This is a genomic window from Peptostreptococcus faecalis, assembly GCF_900240845.1.
In the GTDB taxonomy this organism is placed as follows: Bacteria; Bacillota; Clostridia; order Peptostreptococcales; family Peptostreptococcaceae; genus Peptostreptococcus; species Peptostreptococcus faecalis.
This window is the reverse complement of sequence record NZ_OERU01000001.1, coordinates 1,028,345-1,051,825: the sequence shown is the minus strand read 5'-3', so window position 1 is coordinate 1,051,825 and position 23,481 is coordinate 1,028,345. Positions and strand designations below refer to the sequence as shown.

At 30.6% G+C, this 23,481-nt stretch carries 20 protein-coding genes; 18 read left to right on the top strand and 2 right to left on the bottom strand.

Annotation, left to right across the window (positions count from 1 at the left end; all coding sequences use genetic code 11):
* Positions 1 to 4: 4 nt before the first annotated feature.
* The 11 genes from C0982_RS04815 to pta all read left to right on the top strand — a co-directional run bounded on the left by C0982_RS04815 (position 5) and on the right by pta (position 14,333).
* Positions 5 to 1,672, top strand: a complete 1,668-nt coding sequence (locus tag C0982_RS04815; protein WP_101773081.1) for an ABC1 kinase family protein — start codon at positions 5 to 7, stop codon at positions 1,670 to 1,672.
* Between the two features lie 13 nt (positions 1,673 to 1,685).
* Complete coding sequence (gene recJ / locus C0982_RS04810) at positions 1,686 to 4,145, top strand: single-stranded-DNA-specific exonuclease RecJ (RefSeq protein ID WP_101773080.1); 2,460 nt, start codon at positions 1,686 to 1,688, stop codon at positions 4,143 to 4,145.
* A 17-nt stretch (positions 4,146 to 4,162) separates the two neighbouring features.
* Positions 4,163 to 4,684: an adenine phosphoribosyltransferase gene (locus C0982_RS04805; RefSeq protein ID WP_101773079.1), complete on the top strand. Its 522-nt coding sequence runs from the start codon at positions 4,163 to 4,165 to the stop codon at positions 4,682 to 4,684.
* Between the two features lie 95 nt (positions 4,685 to 4,779).
* Positions 4,780 to 7,005, top strand: coding sequence for a RelA/SpoT family protein (locus C0982_RS04800; RefSeq protein ID WP_101773078.1), 2,226 nt, complete (start codon positions 4,780 to 4,782; stop codon positions 7,003 to 7,005).
* A 12-nt stretch (positions 7,006 to 7,017) separates the two neighbouring features.
* Positions 7,018 to 7,467 (top strand): D-aminoacyl-tRNA deacylase, encoded by a 450-nt coding sequence (gene dtd, locus C0982_RS04795; RefSeq protein ID WP_101773077.1) that lies wholly within the window; start codon positions 7,018 to 7,020, stop codon positions 7,465 to 7,467.
* A gap of 9 nt (positions 7,468 to 7,476) precedes the next feature.
* Positions 7,477 to 8,106: an MBL fold metallo-hydrolase gene (locus C0982_RS04790; RefSeq protein WP_101773076.1), complete on the top strand. Its 630-nt coding sequence runs from the start codon at positions 7,477 to 7,479 to the stop codon at positions 8,104 to 8,106.
* Positions 8,107 to 8,108: 2 nt separating this feature from the next.
* Entirely contained in the window at positions 8,109 to 9,749 is a 1,641-nt protein-coding gene (gene hemZ / locus C0982_RS04785) for a coproporphyrinogen dehydrogenase HemZ (protein ID WP_101773075.1), read from the top strand.
* Positions 9,721 to 10,983 carry a histidine--tRNA ligase gene (gene hisS, locus C0982_RS04780; RefSeq protein WP_101773074.1) on the top strand — a complete coding sequence of 421 codons (1,263 nt, stop codon included), beginning with the start codon at positions 9,721 to 9,723 and terminating at the stop codon, positions 10,981 to 10,983. Before hemZ ends, hisS begins: the two co-directional genes overlap by 29 nt.
* Positions 10,984 to 11,006: 23 nt before the next feature.
* Positions 11,007 to 12,803, top strand: coding sequence for an aspartate--tRNA ligase (gene aspS, locus C0982_RS04775; RefSeq protein WP_101773073.1), 1,797 nt, complete (start codon positions 11,007 to 11,009; stop codon positions 12,801 to 12,803).
* A gap of 58 nt (positions 12,804 to 12,861) precedes the next feature.
* The gene (locus C0982_RS04770) at positions 12,862 to 13,320 is read left to right on the top strand and encodes a SoxR reducing system RseC family protein (RefSeq protein ID WP_101773072.1); all 459 of its coding nucleotides are present in this window, start codon (positions 12,862 to 12,864) and stop codon (positions 13,318 to 13,320) included.
* A gap of 41 nt (positions 13,321 to 13,361) precedes the next feature.
* Positions 13,362 to 14,333, top strand: coding sequence for a phosphate acetyltransferase (gene pta, locus C0982_RS04765; protein WP_101773071.1), 972 nt, complete (start codon positions 13,362 to 13,364; stop codon positions 14,331 to 14,333).
* A gap of 67 nt (positions 14,334 to 14,400) precedes the next feature.
* On the opposite strand, the gene C0982_RS04760 is transcribed toward pta, so the two are convergent.
* Positions 14,401 to 15,255, bottom strand: a complete 855-nt coding sequence (locus C0982_RS04760) for a threonine/serine exporter family protein (protein WP_101773070.1) — start codon at positions 15,253 to 15,255, stop codon at positions 14,401 to 14,403.
* A 1-nt stretch (position 15,256) separates the two neighbouring features.
* On the bottom strand, positions 15,257 to 16,033 hold the full coding sequence (locus C0982_RS04755) for a threonine/serine exporter family protein (protein WP_101773069.1): 777 nt from the start codon (positions 16,031 to 16,033) through the stop codon (positions 15,257 to 15,259).
* Positions 16,034 to 16,282: 249 nt separating this feature from the next.
* Between C0982_RS04755 and C0982_RS04750 the strand changes: the two genes are divergently transcribed.
* The 7 genes from C0982_RS04750 to C0982_RS04720 all read left to right on the top strand — a co-directional run bounded on the left by C0982_RS04750 (position 16,283) and on the right by C0982_RS04720 (position 23,442).
* Positions 16,283 to 17,914, top strand: coding sequence for a cell wall-binding repeat-containing protein (locus C0982_RS04750; RefSeq protein ID WP_101773068.1), 1,632 nt, complete (start codon positions 16,283 to 16,285; stop codon positions 17,912 to 17,914).
* Between the two features lie 319 nt (positions 17,915 to 18,233).
* Entirely contained in the window at positions 18,234 to 18,773 is a 540-nt protein-coding gene (locus C0982_RS04745) for a helix-turn-helix domain-containing protein (RefSeq protein WP_101773067.1), read from the top strand.
* A gap of 66 nt (positions 18,774 to 18,839) precedes the next feature.
* The gene (potA, locus tag C0982_RS04740) at positions 18,840 to 19,883 is read left to right on the top strand and encodes a spermidine/putrescine ABC transporter ATP-binding protein (RefSeq protein ID WP_101773066.1); all 1,044 of its coding nucleotides are present in this window, start codon (positions 18,840 to 18,842) and stop codon (positions 19,881 to 19,883) included.
* Between the two features lies 1 nt (position 19,884).
* Positions 19,885 to 20,760 (top strand): ABC transporter permease, encoded by an 876-nt coding sequence (locus C0982_RS04735; protein WP_101773065.1) that lies wholly within the window; start codon positions 19,885 to 19,887, stop codon positions 20,758 to 20,760.
* A gap of 106 nt (positions 20,761 to 20,866) precedes the next feature.
* Positions 20,867 to 21,547 carry an ABC transporter permease gene (locus C0982_RS04730; RefSeq protein ID WP_334293464.1) on the top strand — a complete coding sequence of 227 codons (681 nt, stop codon included), beginning with the start codon at positions 20,867 to 20,869 and terminating at the stop codon, positions 21,545 to 21,547.
* Between the two features lie 25 nt (positions 21,548 to 21,572).
* Positions 21,573 to 22,640, top strand: a complete 1,068-nt coding sequence (locus C0982_RS04725) for an ABC transporter substrate-binding protein (protein ID WP_101773063.1) — start codon at positions 21,573 to 21,575, stop codon at positions 22,638 to 22,640.
* Positions 22,641 to 22,755: 115 nt separating this feature from the next.
* Positions 22,756 to 23,442, top strand: coding sequence for a glycoside hydrolase family 73 protein (locus tag C0982_RS04720; protein WP_101773062.1), 687 nt, complete (start codon positions 22,756 to 22,758; stop codon positions 23,440 to 23,442).
* Positions 23,443 to 23,481 lie beyond the last annotated feature (39 nt).

Genomic DNA, 23,481 nt, shown 5'->3' with positions numbered 1-23,481 from the left:
TAACATGAAAATAGGCTATAGGTATATTGGAAGATACACAGAAATTGCTTCTGTGATGATAAAATATGGATTTGGATTTATCATTGAAAAACTAAATAAAGATACAGCTGTAAATAAAGTTCCTAACAGTGTTAATTCTGGTGAATATAAGAATTTAACTACTGGGGAAAGATTGAGACTTGCTTTTGAAGAACTGGGTCCTACATATATAAAAATCGGTCAGATAATAAGTACTAGAAAAGATTTATTTGATGATGACATAATTTTTGAGCTTAGTAAACTTAGAGATCAAGTCGAAGAATTTGATACTGATGAGGCTATGTCTATTTTAGAAAATGAGTTGAACGCCAAAAAAGATACCGTATTTAAAAAAATAAGTGCAACCCCTATAGCCGCTGCATCAATAGGGCAAGTTTATGATGCAGAACTTTTGAACGGAAAAAGAGTAGTTGTTAAAATACAAAGACCTGGAATTGAAAAAATTATAAGAGCAGATATAAGTATATTAAAAAAAGTAGCTGGAAAGTTTACCTTTTTAAAAACAGAATATAATATAGACGCTGTAGAATTTATTTCAGAGTTGGAAGTACAGTTAATAAGAGAATTAGATTATAAATTTGAGGCAGTCAATGGAATAAAGTTGAAAAAGATTTTTAAGTACAATGGTGATGTTTTTATACCTGAAATATATAATGACTATACGACTAAAAAAATTCTTATAATGGAAAAGGTGAATGGAATTGCACTTTCTGACATTGGAAATCATGATTTTACTGAAACTGAAAAGAAAAAAATTGTTGATATAGGGGTAAGGTCATTTTTTAAGCAGGTTATGGAACACGGTTTTTTCCACGCCGATCCTCATCCAGGAAATATATTTATAATGGAAGGCAATAAATTAGCCTATATTGATTTTGGAATGATGGGACTTATTGATGACAAAACACTTGGTTATTTAAACCAGCTTATTATGTTTTCTACAGATAAAAATATTGAAAAAATAATAAGAGTCTTATCTGATATGGAAGCTATTTCAAGTGAAGCGGATAATGCAGGATTGAGAAGAGATTTACTCTATCTAATACACTATTATTATGATATACCATTTGACAAATTGAGTATAGCAGAAGTTCTAAATGAGATATTTAGATTTATGAGGACACATAAAATAAAACTTCCATCACAAATTGTTTTACTAGGGAAAACAGTAATTACACTGGAGGGAACATCTAGAGGTCTTTATCGTGATTTTAATGTTGATATAATAATAAAATCGTACATTAAATTTTATCGAGAAGAGAAATTGAATTTGAAAAAAAATGCAAGAGTTTTGAAATCTAATTTATTTGAAGCGTACTACGACGTATCTACAGTACCTATGCAAATTAAAAATATACTTAAAAAGATGGAAAAAAGCAACCTTAAGATAGATATTGAGAAGTTAAGTGTACCGAGTTTGGAAGAGAGTATTAGAAAATTCAGTGCTCAATTGTCGCTTAGCATTATATTTGCAGCATGTATATTAGGATCATCACTAATGATATCTTCACAAAATGTAAATTCTAATAAAATAATGCAGATTATAAGTCTAGGAGGTTTTGCATTTTCTTTTCTTATAGGAATAATACTGATAATAATGATATTAAAAAATAGTAAATCTAATCGAAAGTAAGGGAGGTGTTCTGATGAAAAAGTGGACAGTTATAAGCAAGCATAAGCCAAAAGGTAATGAATATACTAAAAAGCTTGGAATTTCTGATGAAATTTCCCAAATTATGACAAATAGAAATATATCAGAATGCGATGATATAAATATGTATATAAACCCATCTTTTGAATTGTTGAGAGATCCCTTTCTTTTGAAGGATATGGATAAAGCAGTAGAAAGAATAGAAGCTGCAATTTCAAATAGCGAAAAAATTTGCATTTATGGAGATTATGATGTTGATGGAGTTTCATCAACATCTCTTATGATGATATATTTTGATAGTATAGACTATCCAGTTGAATACTATATACCAAATAGATTAGAAGAAGGGTATGGATTAAATAATGAAGCAATTGATCAAATAAAAAAATTAGATGTGGATTTAATTTTGACAGTAGATTGCGGAATTACATCAGTAAATGAAGTTGAATATGCGAAAGAGTTGGGAATAGATGTAATTATAACAGACCATCACGAATGTCAAAATGAGCTGCCAAATGCGTATGCGGTTGTTGATCACAAACGCCCCGACTGTGAATATCCCTTTAAAGGTTTGTGTGGATGCGGAATTGCATTTAAATTAATACACGCACTTAGCGGAGATAAAGTATTTAAGGAAAACATTGATAACTATTTAGAGATTACTTCGCTAGCGACTATTTGTGATATTATGCCAGTCTTGGATGAAAATAGAATAATTGTCAAAAATGGACTAAAAATTATTGGCAAGGGTAATAATATAGGTATGAAAGCTTTAGTTGAAATTTGTGGTCTAGAAGGAATTACATTAAAAAGTTCGCATTTAGGATTTTCGCTAGGTCCTCGAATTAATGCTTCAGGTAGACTTGGATCTTCAAGTTTGGGAGTGGAGTTATTCACTGCAAAAAGTGCAGAAAAGGCTGAAGAGCTTGCTGCTGAGATGGATATAAAAAATGAGCAGAGACAACTTATTGAAGCGACAATGTACAATGAAGCCGAAAAAATGATAAATGATAATCCGGAATTTGAAAATGATAAAGTGATTGTCTTGGGGAAAGAAGGCTGGCATCATGGTATTATAGGAATTGTTGCCTCAAAAATAACGGAAAAATATTATAAACCTTGTGTACTGCTTTGTATAGAAGATGATTTAGCAGTAGGATCTGGAAGATCGATAAAAGGTTTTAATTTATTTGAGGCTCTTTATGAGTGTAAAGAGTATATGGTTAAATTTGGAGGTCATGAACAGGCAGCTGGGATGACTGTCAAAGCAGAAGATATAGATAAACTAAGGATAGAGATAAATAAAATTGCCCTAGACAAATTACACGAAGAGGATTTAGTTGAAGAAATCAAGATAGAGTATGAAATAGATGAAAGAAGAATAAATCTAGATTTTGTTGATGAACTACATGTGCTAGAGCCGTTTGGAATAAAAAATGCTACACCATATTTCGTGTTGAGAGAATGTTATATAAAAAACACATACCTGCTTGGGAAAGATAAGCGACATCTAAAAATCGTGATTGAAAAAAACGAAGAATTTGAGTGTATAGGATTCGGTATGGGTTATTTATACAATGAGTTTAAAAGTGGTGATATAGTAGACATGGTATTTCAAGTTGGAGAAAATAGATATAATGGAAATGTAAAAGTTCAGCTTTTAATTAAAGATATTCGTATGTTTTCTCCAAGTGATATAACTACTTTTTCAAAAGCTTTAAAAGCAACTGAAAAAATAGTTGATGTAGATTGCAGTTTACATAATGGAATCACGACTGAAAAACTAAAATCACTAGAAAAAGAAGAATATTATGTTGAATACAAAGATATGATAAAAAATAAAAAAAACAAAAGATATCAAGACATCATATCAGAAGCAGACGATGGTGATTTAATAATAGTTAATACATTAAATGGTTTTTTTAGAGCAATGTCGGATATAAACATTGCAAAAAAGGAAAAAATAGATTGCATATTCATATCAAATATTGAAAAAACAGACTTAAAACGCTATAATAAAATTATTATATACGATTATTTAGATAGTTTAACACAATTAGAATTTATTTATAAAAGAAAGAACGAATTTTCAAAAATAATATTTAACTTTAATAATGGAGACTTTCTTTATTTAAAAAATAAGCTTGATGAAATGCAATTTAATAGGGAAAATTTTGTTGTTATATACAAGTATCTCAATTCAATGGATAGTGGTGAAATAAGATATAGTAAACTGATTAAGTTGCTAAAACTGACACCGATTAAATTTTTAATTGGATTGAAAGTGATGGAAAGTGAAAAACTTTTAGAATATAGTATAAATTATAAAGACGATATTTTAGAATTTAATATTTTGCCAAAACCAAGTAAAAAATTAAATTTAGAAAATAATGAAATAGTTAAGAGTATAAAAAGTATTATAAAAGAATTTAAAACGACTTACGGCGTAAGCTAACATTTTTGGAGGATATAATGAATTTAGAACAAAAAATTAGAAATGTACAAGACTTTCCTAAACCAGGGATTGGATTTAAAGATATAACTACATTAATTAGTGATCCAGAAGCATTAAAGTACTCTGTAGATCAGATAGTAGAAGATCTTAAAGATTTAAATGTTGATTTAATAATTGGTCCAGAGGCAAGAGGGTTTATATTAGGAACTCCGGTAGCATATAATCTGGGAATCGGTTTTGTACCAATAAGAAAGCCAGGAAAGCTTCCTTCAGAAGTGGTTTCATATGAATACGAACTGGAGTATGGTACAGATATTTTGGAGATACATAAAGATGCTATAAAGCCTGGGCAAAAAATAGCCATAGTTGATGACTTACTTGCAACAGGTGGAACTGTATCTGCTGCTACTAAACTAATTGAAAAATTAGGAGGAGAAGTTGTTGCTTTAGAATTTTTAGTAGAATTATCTTTCTTAAATGGAAGAGAAAAATTAAATGGTTACAAGGTAAACTCTTTAGTTAAATATGAGAGTGAATAATATATTAAAATAAAAATCTGTAATTCAAATTCAAGTATGTGTAGCTGATGTTACTTTAAGATAGATTAGCTATAAAAAATTTATGAGGTGATATGATGTATGAAGAAAAATTACAAGAACTAATAGATAAAATAAAAACATATGCACCACAAGCTGATTTTGAAAAAGTAGCAAAAGCTTACAATTTATCAAAAGAAGCTCATAAAGATCAATACAGAAAATCTGGTGAACCCTATTTTATACACCCAGTTGCAGTAGCAAATATTCTAGCGGATATGCAACTAGATATAGATACAATATGTGCAGGTCTTCTTCATGACGTTGTAGAAGACACTAACTATAAAGAATCTGAAATAGAAGAAATGTTTGGGAAAGATGTAGCTGTATTAGTTGATGGTGTAACAAAACTTGGTAAAATAAAGTATATGACAAAAGAAGAGTCACAGTCAGAAAATTTAAGAAAAATGTTTTTGGCAATGGCAAAAGATTTAAGAGTTATACTTGTTAAGCTAGCAGATAGATTACATAACATGAGGACTCTTGAGTACATGGATACTGAAAAAGCAAAGTATAAAGCTCAAGAAACTCTTGATATATATGCAGGGGTAGCTCATAGATTAGGTATTTCTAAGATAAAATGGGAACTTGAAGATTTATCACTTAGATATTTGGATGCTGATGGATATTATGCTCTTGTAAAGAAAGTAAATAAAAAAAGAGAGCAAAGAGAAAAATACATTAAAAATATTGTGGATTTACTGATAAAAACTTTTGGTGATATGGATATAAGCTGTGATGTTTACGGAAGACCAAAGCATTTTTATAGTATCTACAAAAAGATGAAAACAAAACATAAAGATTTTGATGAAATTTATGATTTGATAGCAGTTAGAGTATTGGTAGATTCAATAAAAGACTGTTATGCAGTGCTAGGCGTAGTGCATACACTTTGGAAACCAATACCAGGAAGATTCAAAGATTATATAGCAATGCCAAAACCAAATATGTATCAATCACTTCATACTACAGTTGTTGGACCTGATGGAGAACCTGTTGAGATACAGATAAGAACCCATGAAATGCACAACATAGCTGAATACGGTATAGCAGCGCATTGGAAATATAAAGAAGGTATAACAGAAAGTGATACTTCAAAAGTAGATGAAAGACTGCAGTGGTTGAGATTAATGATGGAATGGGAGAAGGATGTTACCGATCCTCATGAATTTTTGGATGCTTTAAAGGATGATGTATTCAATGCACAAGTGTATGTATTTACTCCTCAAGGAGAAGTAATTGAACTTCCTAATGGTTCTACACCAATTGATTTTGCATATAGAATACACTCTAATGTAGGTAATAGATGTGTTGGAGCTAAAATTAACAATAAAATAGTTCCGTTAGAATACCAGTTAGAAAATGGAGAAATAGTGGAAATAATAACTTCTTCTAATTCACCAGGACCTAGTCTGGACTGGTTAGGTATTGTAAAAACACCAAATGCAAGAAATAGAATAAGACAGTTTTTCAAAAAAGAAAGAAGAGAAGAAAATATTGAAAGAGGTCTTGCAATACTTGATAAGGAATTTAAGCGCAATAATCTTAATAAGAATGACCCTATGGTAGCAAAGTGTCTAAAAGAAGTTGGAGAAAAATTTAATCAGCCAGATATGGAAGATCTTCTAGCTACAATTGGATATGGTGGTATTGCAGGTAATCATGTAGCGACTAAAGTAAAAGATTTAGTTTTAAGAGATACAAGAAAGCAAGAAAAAGAACAAAAGGCTGCGATGGAAGAGGATATTGCCACTCATAATATAGGCAAATTCGAAAAAAATAAGACTAAAATAAAAAAATCTGAAAAGAGACATGTCGGCGTTAGGGTTGATGGTCTAGATGGAATCTACGTTAGATTTGCAAAATGTTGTAACCCACTACCAGGAGATGACATAAGTGGATATATAACTCGCGGAAGAGGCGTAACCGTACACAGATCTGACTGTCAAAATCTATTAAGAGACGAATATCAAAATAAGAGCAAAATGGTGAAAGTATCATGGCTAGATGATGTCAATACAAGATTTGAGGCAGAAGTTCAAATAAGTGCCAATGATAGAAGAGGTATTGTAAATGAAATTACACATGTAATTTCAAACGAAAAGGTTGGCTTATCAGGAATTTATGCAAGAAAAGGTCATAGCATAGGGTTGACGATAGATTTGATTTTGGAAGTTAATGGAATTGAACAGCTCAACCAGGTAATTAAGAAAATAAAGAATATACCAGGAGTAGAGGATTCTTACAGAGTTCATGGTAAATAAAAGAGGGTTTATATGAGAGCAGTTATACAAAAAGTAAAATCATCAAGTGTAAGTGTTGACAACAAAATTATAGGAAAAATAAATAAAGGATTTATGATTCTTTTGGGGGTAGAAAATGGAGACTCTGCGAAAGAAGTAGACTATATGCTTGAGAAAATAGTCAATCTAAGAATATTCGAAGATGAAAATGAAAAAATGAATTTATCTTTAAAAGATGTAAGTGGAGAACTTTTGGTAGTTAGTCAGTTTACACTTTTAGGTGATTGTAGAAAAGGAAGAAGACCTAGTTTTACAGATGCAGCAAGACCTGAGATTGCAGAGCAATTATATCTAGATTTTGTGGAAAAATCTAGATTGATGGGAATAACTACAGAAACTGGAAAGTTTGGCGCTCATATGGAAGTTGAGTTGATAAATGATGGTCCAGTTACAATTATGCTAGATTCAAATAAAAAATTCTAGGAGGATTTTATGAAGATAAGAATTTTAAGTGATCGTATGATGCAGGAAAATACATATATATATTATGATGAAAAGACATTGGATGCAATCGTAGTAGACCCTGCTTTAAATATTAAAGAAGAGAAAGACTTTATTTCTCAAAAGAAATTAAATGTGAAATATATAATGCTTACTCATTCTCATGCAGATCATATTGGAGATGTAATAGAACTTAAAGATTTTACAAAAGCTAAAGTTTTGGCTAATATAAATGAAAAAGAGCTTTTAAATGATGCAAATAAGAACCTAAGTAGTCAATTTTTCCCTAGAAAGATTGAATTTGAAGCTGACATTTATGTAAATGAAGGTGATCAGATTGAAATTGGACAGAATATAATTTCATTCATAAACACACCAGGTCATACTAAAGGTGGAATGTGTATACAGTGTGGAAATGATTTGTTCACAGGAGATACTCTTTTTAATGGGTCTATAGGTAGAACAGATTTATATAGTGGTGATTATGAACAAATTCTTAACTCACTAAAAAAATTGAGTAAATTGGATGACAATATAGTTATATATCCTGGACATGGTCCTTCTAGTACAATAGGTGAAGAAAAAAGAAATAATGAATACATGAAGTTGGTGCTAAGATAGCCATGAAAGTAATATTATCGGGACATAACTATAGATATGAAATTTCTGAATTTTTGAGATTATTTTCTTCTGAGTTTTCAATAGTTGAAAGCTCAGAAGATTTTGACGTTATTGACGATGAAAAAATATTAAAAAACTCTTTAATTGTAGAAAAAAATGTAAAAGAAGCAAAAATTTCTACTACAACTAGAGTATATGAAAATGGAGTAAAAGTATACGAAAAAAAAATAGAAGATAGTGTGAGTTTTGAAGGTATAATCGATAAAAATTTTGCAGACAATTTTGCAGACAATAAGAATAATAAAAACTCATCTAGTAAAAGAATAATTTTAACTGATGAAAAAAAATTTGCAAAAAGTAACAAAAAAACAGATAATATTATTAAAGCGATATCTAAGAGAATAATTCAAAGAAGCATGTTTGAATATATGGTCAGTCAATATGATGTAAATATTCCATGGGGTATTCTGACAGGAATAAGACCAGTTAAAATAATTAACTCGCTTTTAGATAGTGGAAAGTCAATAGATGAAATAAGAAAATTTATGAAGGAAGAATATTTAATTAACGATGAAAAGCTCGATTTAATTATAGAAATTGCTAATCGAGAAAGGGTATTTATATACCCTGTATCTGAGAAAAAAATTTCTTTATACATAAGCATACCATTTTGCCCATCTAGATGCGTATATTGCTCGTTTCCATCACATATTCTAGAAAAGTTTGGAGATTTAAGAGGTGAGTATGTACAAGCTTTGCTAAAAGAAGCAAAAGGTGTGTCTAAATTACTAGAAAAGCAAGATAAAAAAATTGAAAGCTTATATATAGGCGGAGGAACGCCTACATCACTTGAAGCAGGTGATATGGATTATTTGATAAGGGAATTATTTAAAATTTTTGATTTAAATGATGTAAAAGAATTTACTGTTGAGGCAGGAAGACCAGATACCATCACAATAGAAAAATTAAAAGTTTTAAAAAAACACAATGTTTCTAGAATAAGTATAAATCCACAGACTATGAATCAAATAACCTTAGATAAGATTGGCAGAAAACATTCAGTTGAGGATATTAAAGATTGTTTTTATATGGCTAGAAATCTAGGTTTTCATAATATAAATATGGATCTTATCTTAGGCCTACCTGGAGAAACAGTAGACATGGTAGAGAATACTATTAAAGAAATAGTAAAGTTGGATCCAGAATGTGTAACAGTGCATACACTTGCGATGAAGAGAACATCAGAGCTTTCTTTAAATAAAAAAGAGTATGAACATGATTTCATAACATATAAAGAGATGGTTGAAATGATTAATATATCAAAAAGGCATCTCACAGAGAATAGCTATAATCCATACTATCTTTATAGACAAAAATACATGATGGGAAATTTAGAGAATATTGGTTATTCAAAAGATGGATATGAATGTATATATAATATGCAGGTAATGGAAGAAAATCAGTCCAATTATGCAATAGGAGCAGGTGCTGTTTCAAAATTTGTATATTTGGATGAAAATAGAATAGAAAGAGTTGATGATGTTAAGAATTTAGAACAATACCTTAGCAGAGTTGATGAAATGATAGAAAAAAAGTGTAGGGAGGTAGAAAAAAATGACAATAAGCGCTCCAAGAGGGACTAAAGATATAACTCCATCGGATTCATATAAATGGAATTATTTAGAGAAGAAATTTAGAAACTTATGTGATCTATATGGATATAAGGAAATTAGAACTCCTATATTTGAGTACACAGAACTTTTTAAAAGAGGTGTTGGTGATACTACAGATATAGTACAAAAAGAAATGTATACTTTTTTTGATAAAGGGAAAAGAGAGCTAACTCTTAAGCCAGAAGGAACTGCAGGTGTAATGAGATCTTTTATTGAAAACAAGATGTATGCAGATGCACAGCCAACTAAGTTATTTTATATAACACCTTGCTTTAGATATGAAAGACCGCAATCAGGTAGACAAAGACAGTTTAATCAGTTTGGTGTCGAGGCAGTTGGAGGCGATTCACCGTCTCTAGATGCAGAAATAATATCATTGGCAGTTCAATACTTAGAGGAAATAGGGTTAAAAGATCTAGTAATAGCAATTAACTCAGTAGGATGCCCAGTATGTAGAGCTGAATACAATAAAAAATTAAGAGAATTTTTAAAGCAAAAAGAAGATGTTCTTTGTGACTTATGCAATGAGCGTAGAGAAAAAAATCCAATGAGAGTTATTGATTGTAAAAATGAAGAGTGTCAGAAAAATTTACAGGATATACCTCTAATGGCAGACAACTTATGTCAAGAATGTAGCGATCATTTTGAAACTTTAAAGGTATATTTAAACGAAATGGATATAAATTATAAAGTTGATAAAAGAATTGTTAGAGGACTAGATTATTATAAAAGAACGGCATTTGAAATAATATCAAATAATTTAGGTGCACAGTCTACTGTATGTGGCGGTGGAAGATATGATGGCTTAGTTGAACAACTTGGAGGACCTGAAGGCAATGCCGGAATTGGTTTTGCTATGGGTGTAGAAAGATTACTTCTAACAATGGAAGCCGAATCTATTGAAATAGAAGATCCACATAAAACAGATATTTTTATAGTTACAATTGGAGATAAGGCAAAGGTAAAGTCATTTAGTATTCTAAAAGAATTGAGAAAAAATCATATATCAGCAGACAAAGATCACATAGATAGAAGTGTAAAGGCTCAATTTAAGTATTCAAATAAAATTAATGCAAAATTTACTATAGTGATTGGCGATGAAGAGTTAGAAAAAGATATTGCAATACTAAAAAATATGGATACTGGAGAACAGATTGAAGTTAGAATTAGCAATCTAGTAGACGAATTTAAAAAATCACTATAAGTATATAATCGGAGGAAAGTATTTTGGACAGTTTAAAAGGTATAAAAAGAACATGTTATGCGGGAGATTTAAGAAAAGAAGATATAGGTAAAGAAGTTGTCTTAATGGGATGGGTTCAAAAAAAGAGAAATCTTGGTGGACTTATTTTTGTAGATTTAAGAGATATTAAAGGAATCGCTCAAGTAGTATTTGATGAAAAAGTAAGCGTAGAAGCATTTAGCAAGGCAGAAGGTTTAGGTAGTGAGTATGTAGTTGCAATTAGAGGGAAGGTTTTTGAGAGAGCTTCAAAGAATGCTAATATGACTACAGGAGATATAGAAATATTCGCAGAAGAGCTAAGAATCTTAAACGAGTCAAGTACACCTCCTATTTATATAAAAGATGATGATGATGTAAGTGAAGCTCTAAGATTAAAATACAGATATTTAGATCTTAGAAAACCTAAAATGCAGAAGAATTTAATGCTAAGACATAAGGTGGCGTCTACAGTAAGAAATTACTTGTCAGAAAATGGATTCCTAGAAATAGAAACTCCATTTCTAGTTAAGCCAACACCTGAAGGTGCTAGAGATTATCTTGTTCCATCAAGAGTAAATGAAGGCAAGTTTTATGCATTGCCTCAATCTCCTCAGCTATATAAGCAGCTTTTAATGGTTAGTGGAATGGATAGATATTTCCAAATAGTAAAATGCTTTAGAGATGAGGACTTAAGAGCCGATAGACAACCAGAATTTACACAGATAGACTGCGAAATGTCTTTTGTCGATGAAGATGATGTAATCAGCATAATGGAAGGTCTAATAAAAAAAGTTTTTAAAGAAACACTTGATAGAGATATAGTGACTCCTTTACCTAGAATGACTTACAAGGAAGCTATGGAAACTTATGGCTCAGATAAACCAGATACAAGATATGGTTTAGAATTTAAAAATATTACAGATGTTGTATCAAATAGCGGATTTAAAGTTTTTTCAGATTGTGCTAAAGAAGGTTATTCTGTAAGAGGGATAAATGTTACTTCCGGTGCAGAAGCTTTCACTAGAAAGGCAATTTCTAAGCTAGAGGACCATGCAAAACTGTATAAAGCAAAAGGTCTTGCTTGGATGAAGTTGACTTCAGAGGGTGTAAGTTCACCAATTGCAAAATTCTTCGATGAAGAAACTTTGAATAAAATAATAGTTGCTATGGATGCAAAAGAAGGAGATCTACTATTATTTGTAGCAGATAAAGACGCTGTTGTGTTTGATGCACTAGGACAAGTAAGAATAGCCGTAGCAGATAAACTGGAATTGGCAGATAGTGACAAATTTAATTTACTTTGGGTTACAGAATTCCCAATATTTGAAGAAGATGAAGACAATGATAGATTTGTGGCAAAACACCATCCATTCACATCTCCTAATGAGGAAGACATAGAAAAACTGGGCGATGAAAATAAGCTTTCACTTAGAGCAAGAGCTTATGACATAGTGTTGAATGGATATGAAATAGGTGGTGGATCGATTAGAATATCAGATGCTAAATTACAAGAAAAAATGTTTGAAGCACTTGGATTTACTGAAGAAGAAGCAAGAAATCAGTTTGGATTTTTAATGGATGCATTTGAATATGGAACACCTCCACATGGTGGAATAGCTTTTGGATTGGATAGATTGGTAATGATTTTAGCTGGAGCTGAAAACATAAGAGAAGTAATCGCTTTTCCAAAGAATCAAAATGCAGTTTGTCCAATGACAAATGCACCTTCAATAACTAGTGAAGAACAATTGAAAGAGTTACATATAAAAGTTTCTATAGAAGATAAGAGTGAATCAAAATAACATATAATAAAATATATGAGTAATAGTTAATTGTTCCAAGTATAAAGGAGGGACAAATATGAATCAAAACGGATATATTGTAGAAGTAACTAGCGAAAACACGGCTATGTTTAAAATGCAAAGACAATCTGCATGCGCTAGTTGTGGTAAATGCTTTGGGTCTAAATCTAGTGAATCTCAAGATATAATAGTAGAAGTAAGTAATGACATCGGAGCACATGTAGGCGATCATGTAGAAGTAAGTATGGATCAAGTAAATGTTATGAAAGCAGTAGGTATTGCATATGGATTTCCTCTTATTGCACTTATTATTGGATCAGTAGGATCATATTATATATTGCAAGCTTTTGGGTTAGAAAAATCATTAGAGGTACTTAGTTTCTTTATAGGGATTATATTTACCGGAGCTGCATACTACGTTATTAAGAGAAAAGATGCTGCTATGAGAGAAAGTAAAAAATATATGCCTACAGTTACAAGGATTTTGATAGATTTAAACTTGGCAAAGGATGTATAATTCTTTGCCATATAAAATAAATATTATAATGGAGGAACAAAATGGAACTAATTGATGGATTAAAAGCGCAAATACAAGGTAAAAATATAAAAATTGTATTGCCAGAAGCAACAGATGTAAGAATTTTAGGAGCTGCTTCAAGATTAAATAAAGAAGGAATATTAATTCCAGTATTAATCGGGAACGAAGAAAAAGTAAATTCTATAGCAGCTGATAATAAAATCGATATAGAAGGTATCGAAATAATTGATTCAAATAACTATGCTGAATTTGATGAAATGGTAGCTTCTTTCGTTGAGAGAAGAAAAGGTAAGGTTACAGAAGAAGATGCTAGAAAAATGCTTCTTGACGAAAACTACTTTGCTACTATGTTGACATATATGGGTAAAGTTGACGGTATGGTGAGTGGAGCAATACATTCTACTGGAGATACTGTTAGACCTGCTCTTCAAATAGTAAAAACTAAGCCAGGGGTATCAAGAACTAGTGGAGCGTTTGTAATGCTTAAAGATGATACTAAATACATATTCTCTGATTGTGCAATAAATATTGAACTTGATGCAGAGGGATTGGCTGGAGTAGCAGTAGAAAGTGCAAAGACTGCAAAAATATTTGGAATTGATCCAAAAGTAGCTATGTTAAGTTTTTCAACTATGGGTTCAGCTAAGCATGATTTAGCCACAAAAGTTGAAGAAGCTACGAAAATGGCAAAGGAATTAGATCCAACACTTCCAATAGATGGAGAACTTCAGTTTGATGCAGCAATAGTTCCTTCAGTAGGAGCACAAAAAGCACCAGAATCAGCTGTAGCAGGTAAAGCTAATGTATTTGTATTCCCTTCACTAGAAGCTGGAAATATTGGATATAAAATAGCTCAAAGATTAGGTGGATTTGAAGCATTAGGACCAATTTTACAGGGATTGAATAAACCAATCACTGACTTATCAAGAGGTTGTAACGAAGAAGATGTATATAAACTAAGCATAATTACAGCTTGTCAAAGCTTAAACTAATATAACAAAAAAAACTTCGTATTATTTAATAATACGAAGTTTTTTTGTTAAAAAGAATGGTGAAAAACTACTCTCCATCTTCCTTTTTTGAGTTATCTAATACACTATCGTCAGATTTTATTTCCTTGGAACTATCCGATTTGGTTTCTATTTCATTATTTAGTATTTCTTCTATTTCATCAGAAGTCTCATCTTTTATTTTTTCTTCTGTATCTAATTCTTCTTCAGATTGAGGGACAAATACGTATTTTTCATCGATATCACTATCAATTTGATCGACGTTATCAACAGCGAAGTCCTCTGTACTGGATCTTTCAAATTTTTCTATAGCATCTCTTTCTCTAAGAGATGTATCAATATTTAGGCTGTTTAGTTGATCGTTCATTTCATTTCTATTTAGAACGAAAATGCTATTTGTCCTATTTTTCCCGAAATTAACCCAATTTTGATATTTTAATGAATCATTTTTCACAAAAGCTTTTCTGAGTTTATACAGGTTGAAGACTCTAGAAAGAGACGATATTACCAAAACACCTAAGGCAATTCCAATACTTACCATAAATGCTCTTGTAGCGGAATTTGCTGCTTCAACGTAATTTTTTTGCATTACAAGATAAATAGCATCATAAAGCCTTAACCCAGGTATCAAAGGTAAAATACCAGGAATAACAATCATAATAGCAGGTTGTTTTAGCTTTCTTGCCATTATTTCAGATACAATTGAAACAAAAGCCGCTGCAATAAAAGAATACAGCGTAGGGTTGTCAATATTATAATATCCGTAGAGATATATTATCCAACCAAGACCTCCAACTATTGAATCTACAAGAAGTAACTTTTTTTGAACGTTAAAAAATATAGCAAATCCGCATGTTGCAACTGCAGCGAATAAAAAATGTTGCCAAAATGGTATATTTTCCATATTATACACCTCCGAATCCGAATACTAATGCCACTCCAGATGCTATTCCAGTTACGATTACAAAAACTTCAAAGAAGCGGGCAGTTCCAGACATTAAGTTTCCTGATATTAAATCTCTCATCGATTTAATAAATGCAACACCCGGAAGTAATGGCATTATGGAACCTACTATTAAAGCAGTTGGCTGCGGTATAATACCAAAATTATGAAGTAAAACTCCAATGGATGTTATGATGAATGAAGAAAGTATAGTAGAAAATACAATAATAGAACTGTATTTTAGAGTTTTATCATATACAAATGTAGCTATTATGGACGTCATTACAGTCAATAAAAAAGTATTAAGTTGGTTACCACCTAATGTAGCAGCAAAACATGCAGAACCTAAACCAGTCCCCAAGAAATAAAAAAATGGAGGATATGTTTTAATTTTGTCTATTTTATGTAGTTCTTGAATTTCTTCATCCATGTCGGGATCAACTTTATTTACAAATTCTCTAGAAAAGGTGTTGAGTAGAGAAATTTTATTTAAGTTCATACCTCTAAAATCTATTGTTTTCATAAAACATAGACCATCAAATTTATCATCGGATATTATTATTACAGTAGGAGTGGTGAAGCAGTTAATATGATTATAACCTCTTGATTTACATATTCTAAGAACACTGTCTTCCACTCTATATGTCTCAGCTCCATTTTTTATTAATAGTTCACCTAAAAATAGAGCGAGTTTGATTGTTTGCATTTTATATTCTTTGTCTTCTAATTTATTAAGCAAAATATCAACCCCCTTTAAGTGCTTACTTGTACATATAGAATACACAATATAAATATACATCATGTAAATCAAAAAGTATATAAGAATTTTAAAAGTTTATTTTTTTGTAAGTAGTATATAGATTTAGCAAAAGGACATGTTATGATAAACAAAGTATTTGACAATATATGTTATAATAGTTTAATGAAATATTTTTAATAATATTTTAAAAAATAGCCGTAATTATAATGTATAAGAAGGAGGTAAAAAATGAATAAAAAATTATCAGTTGTACTTTCCGCAAGTATAGCATTGAATGTATTAGCTTTTTCATCAACAACAAGAGTTAATGCGGAGGATATAGAAAACACGTTAGAAAATCAAAATGCGATAGAAGCAGTGTCTGCGATAGATACTGAAAATGTAAAGAGAGAAGAAAATTCTGAAAGTGTTATAAAACCAAAGGAACCAATAGTAGCACCTATAGATATTCAGACATTTCCAGATGTAAAGGAAATGATAAAGACGGATTTAAATATTAGTGAGGTAGATTTGCCGGTTCTAATAAGCTCTTCACAAACTGCTATTACTGGGAAAATAGCCAAAGGTGTAGGTGTGGCGCTTTATAAGGTAAGTGATGAAGACGTGAAAAATGGAAAGTTTTCACCAAGTGAAGAAACATTACTGACTGATAGCAAGTTCAGCATAGATTCAGAAGACGGAAGCTTTTTATTGCCATTTAAAGATGGAGATATGAAGGCAGGAAGTCACATAGGTTTATGTGTTTCATATCCTACAAAAGATGGAAATAACAATACAAAAACTTTTATATTAGACACAATATATATTGGAGTAAACGTACAAACTATAAAAGTTGGAGATAACGTAGATGTAAAATCTATGCTTGAAGGAGTACCTGAGAGTGCAACTATAGAGATTATTTCTCTTCCAGATACTAGCAGCATAGGAAATAAAGAAGCGAAAGTGAGAATATCATATCTTGGAATAGTAAGAGATTTTGCTATTCCTGTAATGGTGAATACTCCACAAGCTGAAACAAACAGAATAAGTGGTGGAGATAGATTTGAAACTAATATAGCGTCTGTAAAGAGAAGTTTCTCTAATACAAATGCTAAAAATATAGTAATTGCTTCAGGTAATAGTTTTGCAGATCCACTTGCAGCTGGCCCTTTAGCAATGAAATTAAATGCACCAATTATATTTTCTGATAAAGGTGGTTTAAGAGAAGATGCACTAGATTTAATTAAGAAATTAGGTGCACAAAATATTATTATAGTGGGTGGAAAAAGTTCTGTTCCTGATAATGTAGAAAAACAATTAGCTTCATATCAAGTAAAAAGAATCGCAGGTATTGACAGATATGAAACATCTAAAAAACTTGTAAATGAGTTTGGAGCATCTAAGCATATTATATTTACAGACGGAGATGACTTTGCTGACGCGCTTTCTGCAACTCCACTTGCAAAAAAATTAAATTCACCAGTGTTACTTGTCAAAAATTCAAATAACATCCCTAGTAATATAGCATCATATAGCGATGCATATATAGTAGGGGGTAAAAATTCAGTAAGCACAGTTGTAGAAAATAATTTAAAAAACAAATTAAACCCTGAAAAAGTTTATAGAATTTACGGCAAAGATAGAGCAGAAACTTCTACTCAGGTTGCAAGTATATTAAAATATAATGAAAATATTTTAGCTAATGGAAAGAGCTTCCCAGATGCACTTAGCTCAATAAATCTATTGAGTTCAGGAGGAAAGAATCTAATATTAGTTGGTAAGGACAGTGCATCAAGTGATGCCAAGAAATTAATTGATGGAAAAACCAACTATATAATAGGTGGATATAATACAGTATCAAAAAATATTTTAGGATTTTAAAATTTTGTAAAAACGTTGATAAAAAATAATATTATAAGTGCTGAAAATTATATAGCATTTTAAAAAAATAATATTAAATGAAAAAGTGCCAAGTAGATGCTTGGCACTTTTTTTAAATTAATTTTTAGTTTAGAAAAATATATAGATTTAATGTTTTTAATTAATAATAAAATAGCAATAAAAAAAAATAAAATGATGTATTGATTTAATAGAGTCATGGATATATAATAGTACTGTGGTTTAACTATAATAAACAAAATGTTTAGTAATTCAAAACATAAGAAGAGGAGGTAAGTAGCATAAGCTATGTTTTTACAATATGGATATCGGTGATAAAATAAAAAAACTGAGGATTGAAAAACAGTTAACACAAGAAGAGTTAGCAAACAGATGCGAGTTGTCAAAGGGATTTATATCTCAAGTTGAAAATAATCTTACTTCTCCGTCTATTGCGACTTTAATTGATATACTAGAAAATTTAGGTACAGATTTAAAAGAGTTCTTTTCAGAAGCAAAGTATGAAAAGATAGTCTTTGAAAAAGAAGATATGTTTGAAGTAGATGATGATGTATTGGGGTATACCTTTAAATGGTTAGTTCCAAATTCTCAAAAAAACGATATGGAACCTGTGTTGCTTACATTAAAGCCAGGGGGGCGTTATAAGGAAGAAAATCCTTATGAAGGAGAATTTTTTGGATATATTACAAAGGGATCAATTTACCTACACATAGGAGAAAGAAAATTAAAGGTAGAAAAAGGTGAAAGTTTTTATTATAAACCAAGAGAAAAACACTTTATTTCAAATAAAGGAAGAACTTTAGCAGAAATTATATGGGTTAGTTCTCCACCTAGTTTTTAGTGGCATAAGCCTAACGTAGAAATAGTGAGTAGTAAAAAATATTAATGATGTAAAGAGGTGTATATATTGGAAAAAAATTTAATAGAAATGAATAATGTTTCAAAAGCATTTGATGATAATGTAGTGATTGATAAGTTTAATTTGAAGATAAGTGAAAATGAATTTCTTACTTTGCTAGGACCAAGTGGTTGTGGAAAAACGACTTTGCTTAGAATCTTAGCAGGTTTTGAATTTGCAGATGAGGGAGATGTGTATTTTGCTGGTGAAAAGGTAAATAATGTTCCAGCATACAAGAGAAATATAAATACAGTTTTTCAAAAATATGCATTGTTTCCTCATATGAATGTATTTGAAAATATTGCATTCGGATTAAAAATAAAAAAATTAGATGATAAAACTATAAGTGAAAAAGTAAAGTCTATGCTTTCTTTAGTATCTCTATCTGGGTTTGAACAGAGAACAGTAGATTCTTTATCTGGAGGTCAACAGCAGAGAGTTGCGATAGCTAGAGCTCTTGTAAATGAGCCGAAAGTCCTTCTTTTGGACGAACCTTTAGGTGCATTGGATTTAAAGCTTAGACAAGAAATGCAAATAGAACTAAAGAAGATACAAAAAAAATTGGGTATCACTTTTATTTTTGTAACTCATGATCAAGAAGAAGCCTTGGGAATGAGTGATACAATCGTAGTTTTGAATAAGGGGAAAATACAGCAGATAGGAACACCGGTTGATATATACAATGAACCAGAGAATGCTTTTGTAGCAAACTTTATAGGAGAAAGTAATATAATAGATGGAATAATGCATGATGACTTTGACGTTGAATTCTCTGGAAAAAGATTTGTCTGTGTTGATAAAGGTTTTGAAAAAAAAGAAAAAGTAGATGTAGTAGTAAGACCGGAAGATATAGTGATGGCTGATGTAAAAGATGCTATGCTAGTAGGAGTTGTAAAAACATCTACATTTAAAGGTGTGCACTATGAATTAGAAGTGGAAGTTGACGGGAGAATGTGGCTTCTTCAAAACACTAAAAATGCATCTATAGGAAGTGAGTTGGGTATGAATATTAGTCCAGAAGATATTCATATAATGCATAAAGGAGAACAATAATATGAAAAAGTCTATTAGAAAAAGTACAATAGTTGATAAAAAAGAATCTAGACTAGCGTACCCTTATTCAATTTGGGCTATTATAGTAATTGTGATTCCTTTATTATTGATAGTTTTTTATAGTTTTACTAAGACGAATGATAATGGTGAAACAGTTTTTACATTGAGTAATTATGCAGATGTGTTCGATCCTTTATTTTTAAAAATTTTTATTAGGTCTATTTTATTAGCAGGTATTGCAACTATTTTTTGTATAGTGATTGGATATCCAGTGGCATACATTATATCAAAGATGCCGGTAAGTAAAAGAGGAACATTAATATTGCTTTTTATACTGCCAATGTGGATGAATTTCCTACTTAGAACTTATGCGTGGATAGCAATATTAGGAAAAAATGGATTATTAAATAGCTTGTTGGCAGTATTTCATATACATCCGAATTCAATTTTATATACAAATTATGCAATAATACTGGGTATGGTATATAACTTCCTGCCATTTATGGTACTTCCTATTTATACAGCTTTGGAAAAGATGGATTACAATTTAGTAAATGCAGCAAAAGACTTGGGAGCAGATAATGTTACAGTCTTTAAAAAAGTAATACTTCCTTTGAGCATGCCAGGGGTGCTAAGTGGAGTAACTATGGTTTTTATGCCGAGTGTCACTACTTTTGCGATATCTAGGCTTCTTGGTGGAGGTAAGACTATGTTGGTCGGAGATTTAATCGAGCAGCAAATTACAGTAGTAGGAGATTGGAACTTCGGTTCTGCTGTATCAATAGTATTAATGGTTGTAATACTGATTTCCATGGCATTTATGAATAAAGCAGATAAAGGAGACACTGAAGGAGGAGGGTATCACGTAAATGTATAATTCAAAAAAAAGTATATTCTCGAAAATTTATTTAGGAGTTGTTTTTATATTTTTATATGCACCTATAGCTGCATTGATATTATTCTCTTTTAACGATTCAAAATCGATGGGTAAATTAAATGGATTTACCTTAAAATGGTATCAAGCACTTTTTAGCAATGAAGCGATTTTAAACGCTTTGTACTATACTATACTCGTAGCTATAATTGCTTCTATAATTTCTACAATATTTGGAACAATAACAGCTATAGGCATTTACAAGATGAGAGGAAAGTTTAAAAAGGTACTATTGAACATAAATTATCTTCCAGTATTAAATACTGAAATTGTAACAGGTGTTGCAATAATGAGTCTTTTCGTTTTTTTAAGAATGGATTTTGGATTTAATACGATGCTTATATCACATATTATGTTTTGCGTGCCATATGTAATACTTTCTGTGTTACCAAAATTAAGACAACTGCCAGATAATTTAGAAGAGGCAGCTTTGGACTTAGGTTCAACACCAATGTATGCTATTAGGAAAGTAATAATACCACAAATTAAACCAGGAGTAATATCAGGTTTTTTAATGGCATTTACAATGTCTGTTGATGATTTCGTAATTTCATTTTTCAATACTGGAAATGGAGTTACAAATTTATCTATAGAAATATATGGAATGGCAAAGCGCGGTATTAAACCAGAGATAAATGCTTTATCTACAATTATGTTTGGTGTAGTTTTAATAATTCTAATTGTTGCCAATAAGAAGGATTCAATCATAAAGAGCACTGCAAAAAAATAAACAATTAGAAAATGATGGAGGTAAAATGAAAAAAAATAATTTTATTTTAAAAAAACTAATTATCACTTTGTTAGTAGTTGCGAGCATTCCCTTATTTGCTACAGGATGCACAAACAAAGGCGATTCATCATCAAAAGTTCTTAGCGTCTACAATGTTGGTGATTATATAGATGAAAGTTTAATATCTGAATTTGAAGAAAAGACTGGAATAAAAGTACAATATTCTACATATGATACAAACGAAATGATGTATCAGAAAGTTAAAAGTGGAAGCACCAAGTATGATTTGATTTTCCCTTCAGATTATATGGTTCAAAAAATGAAAGAAGAAGGTCTTCTTAAAAAAATAAACTATAAAAATATACCTAATTTTAAATATGTTGATAAACTGTTTTTAAATCCTGAGTATGATAAGGACAATGAATATTCAGTTCCTTACATGTGGGGGACTTTGGGGATTGTGTATAATAAAACACTAGTTGATGATAAAGTTGACAGTTGGGATATAATGTGGGATAAAAAATATAGTAGAGATATTTTAATGTTTGACTCTGTCAGAGATACAATGGGAGTAGCGTTAAAAAAATTAGGATACAGCATGAATACTACAAATCAAAAAGAAATAAATTCTGCCAGAGATATTTTAATAAAGCAAAAGCCATTGGTTTTGGCGTATGTAAATGATGATGGTAAAGATAGAATGATTGGAGATGAAGCTGCTTTAGGTATTTTTTATTCTGGTGATTATCAAGTGATGAAAGATGAAAATGAAAACTTAGAGTATGTAATCCCAAAAGAGGGAAGCAATCTATGGACAGATGCAATATGTATACCTAAATCATCCGATAACCAGGAATGGGCTGAAAAATTTATAGATTTCTTATGCGATCCTGATGTAAATGCTAGAAATACTGAGTATATAGGATATTCAACTCCTATTTCAGAAGGTAGAAAGAAATTACCTGAAGAAATGAGAAATAGCCCAAGTGCCTATCCTAGTGATGAAATATTAAAAAAATGTGAAGCGTTTCTAGATCTTGGAGAAAATATAAAAAAGTATGACAGAGCTTGGATGGAAATGAAAGGAAACTAGGGTAAAGGTTCAGTAAAGGGTATAATACTACAATAATATGCAGTCTAACTATTTACGTAGACTAAAAAGTATGTTTGTAGAAGGTCAGTTGTAAGTACCTTTAAAAGGAGCGCGTATGAAAAATACCCCGAAGAGCGGAACGTCTAATAAAAAAAACAAAATTAGAACAAAATCTTCACCTAAAAAGAAAAAGAAGAATAGACTAAAAAAAATAATAATAGCAGTCGTTATAGTTTTTGTATTAAATTTCCTATACACGGTTAGTAAAGTTTTTTATGAAATAGATAGTAGTTACACTATGAAAAGTAGTTCATCAAAAAGTGATTTTATTGAAAAAATAGAAGAAGTTTCTATAAATGAGTATAGAAGAAGTGGTATATTGCCTTCTATTACCATATCCCAGGCGATACTAGAATCAAACTGGGGAAGATCAAAACTCACTATAGATGCAAATAATCTATTTGGGATAAAAGCAGATGCTAAATGGAGTGGTGAAAAAGTAAAGTTTAAAACAAAAGAAAATTATAACGACTACGAAAAAGCATATTTTAGAAAATATAAATCATGGGAAGAAAGTATACGAGATCACACTGATTTTTTACTGAAAAATAGTAGATACGTAAAGGCTGGAATTTTCAAAAAAGAAGACTATATAAATCAAGCACAGTCGCTTGAGGATGCTGGGTATGCAACTACTATTAATGAAAAAGGTGAAAAAATATATGCAGATAAACTTATCAGCATAATAAAAAGTAATAATCTCCATGAAATTGACAAAAAAGTAAAGGGTACATTAAATTAAACTATTTATTTTATATTTTAAATATGGTAGAATAATATA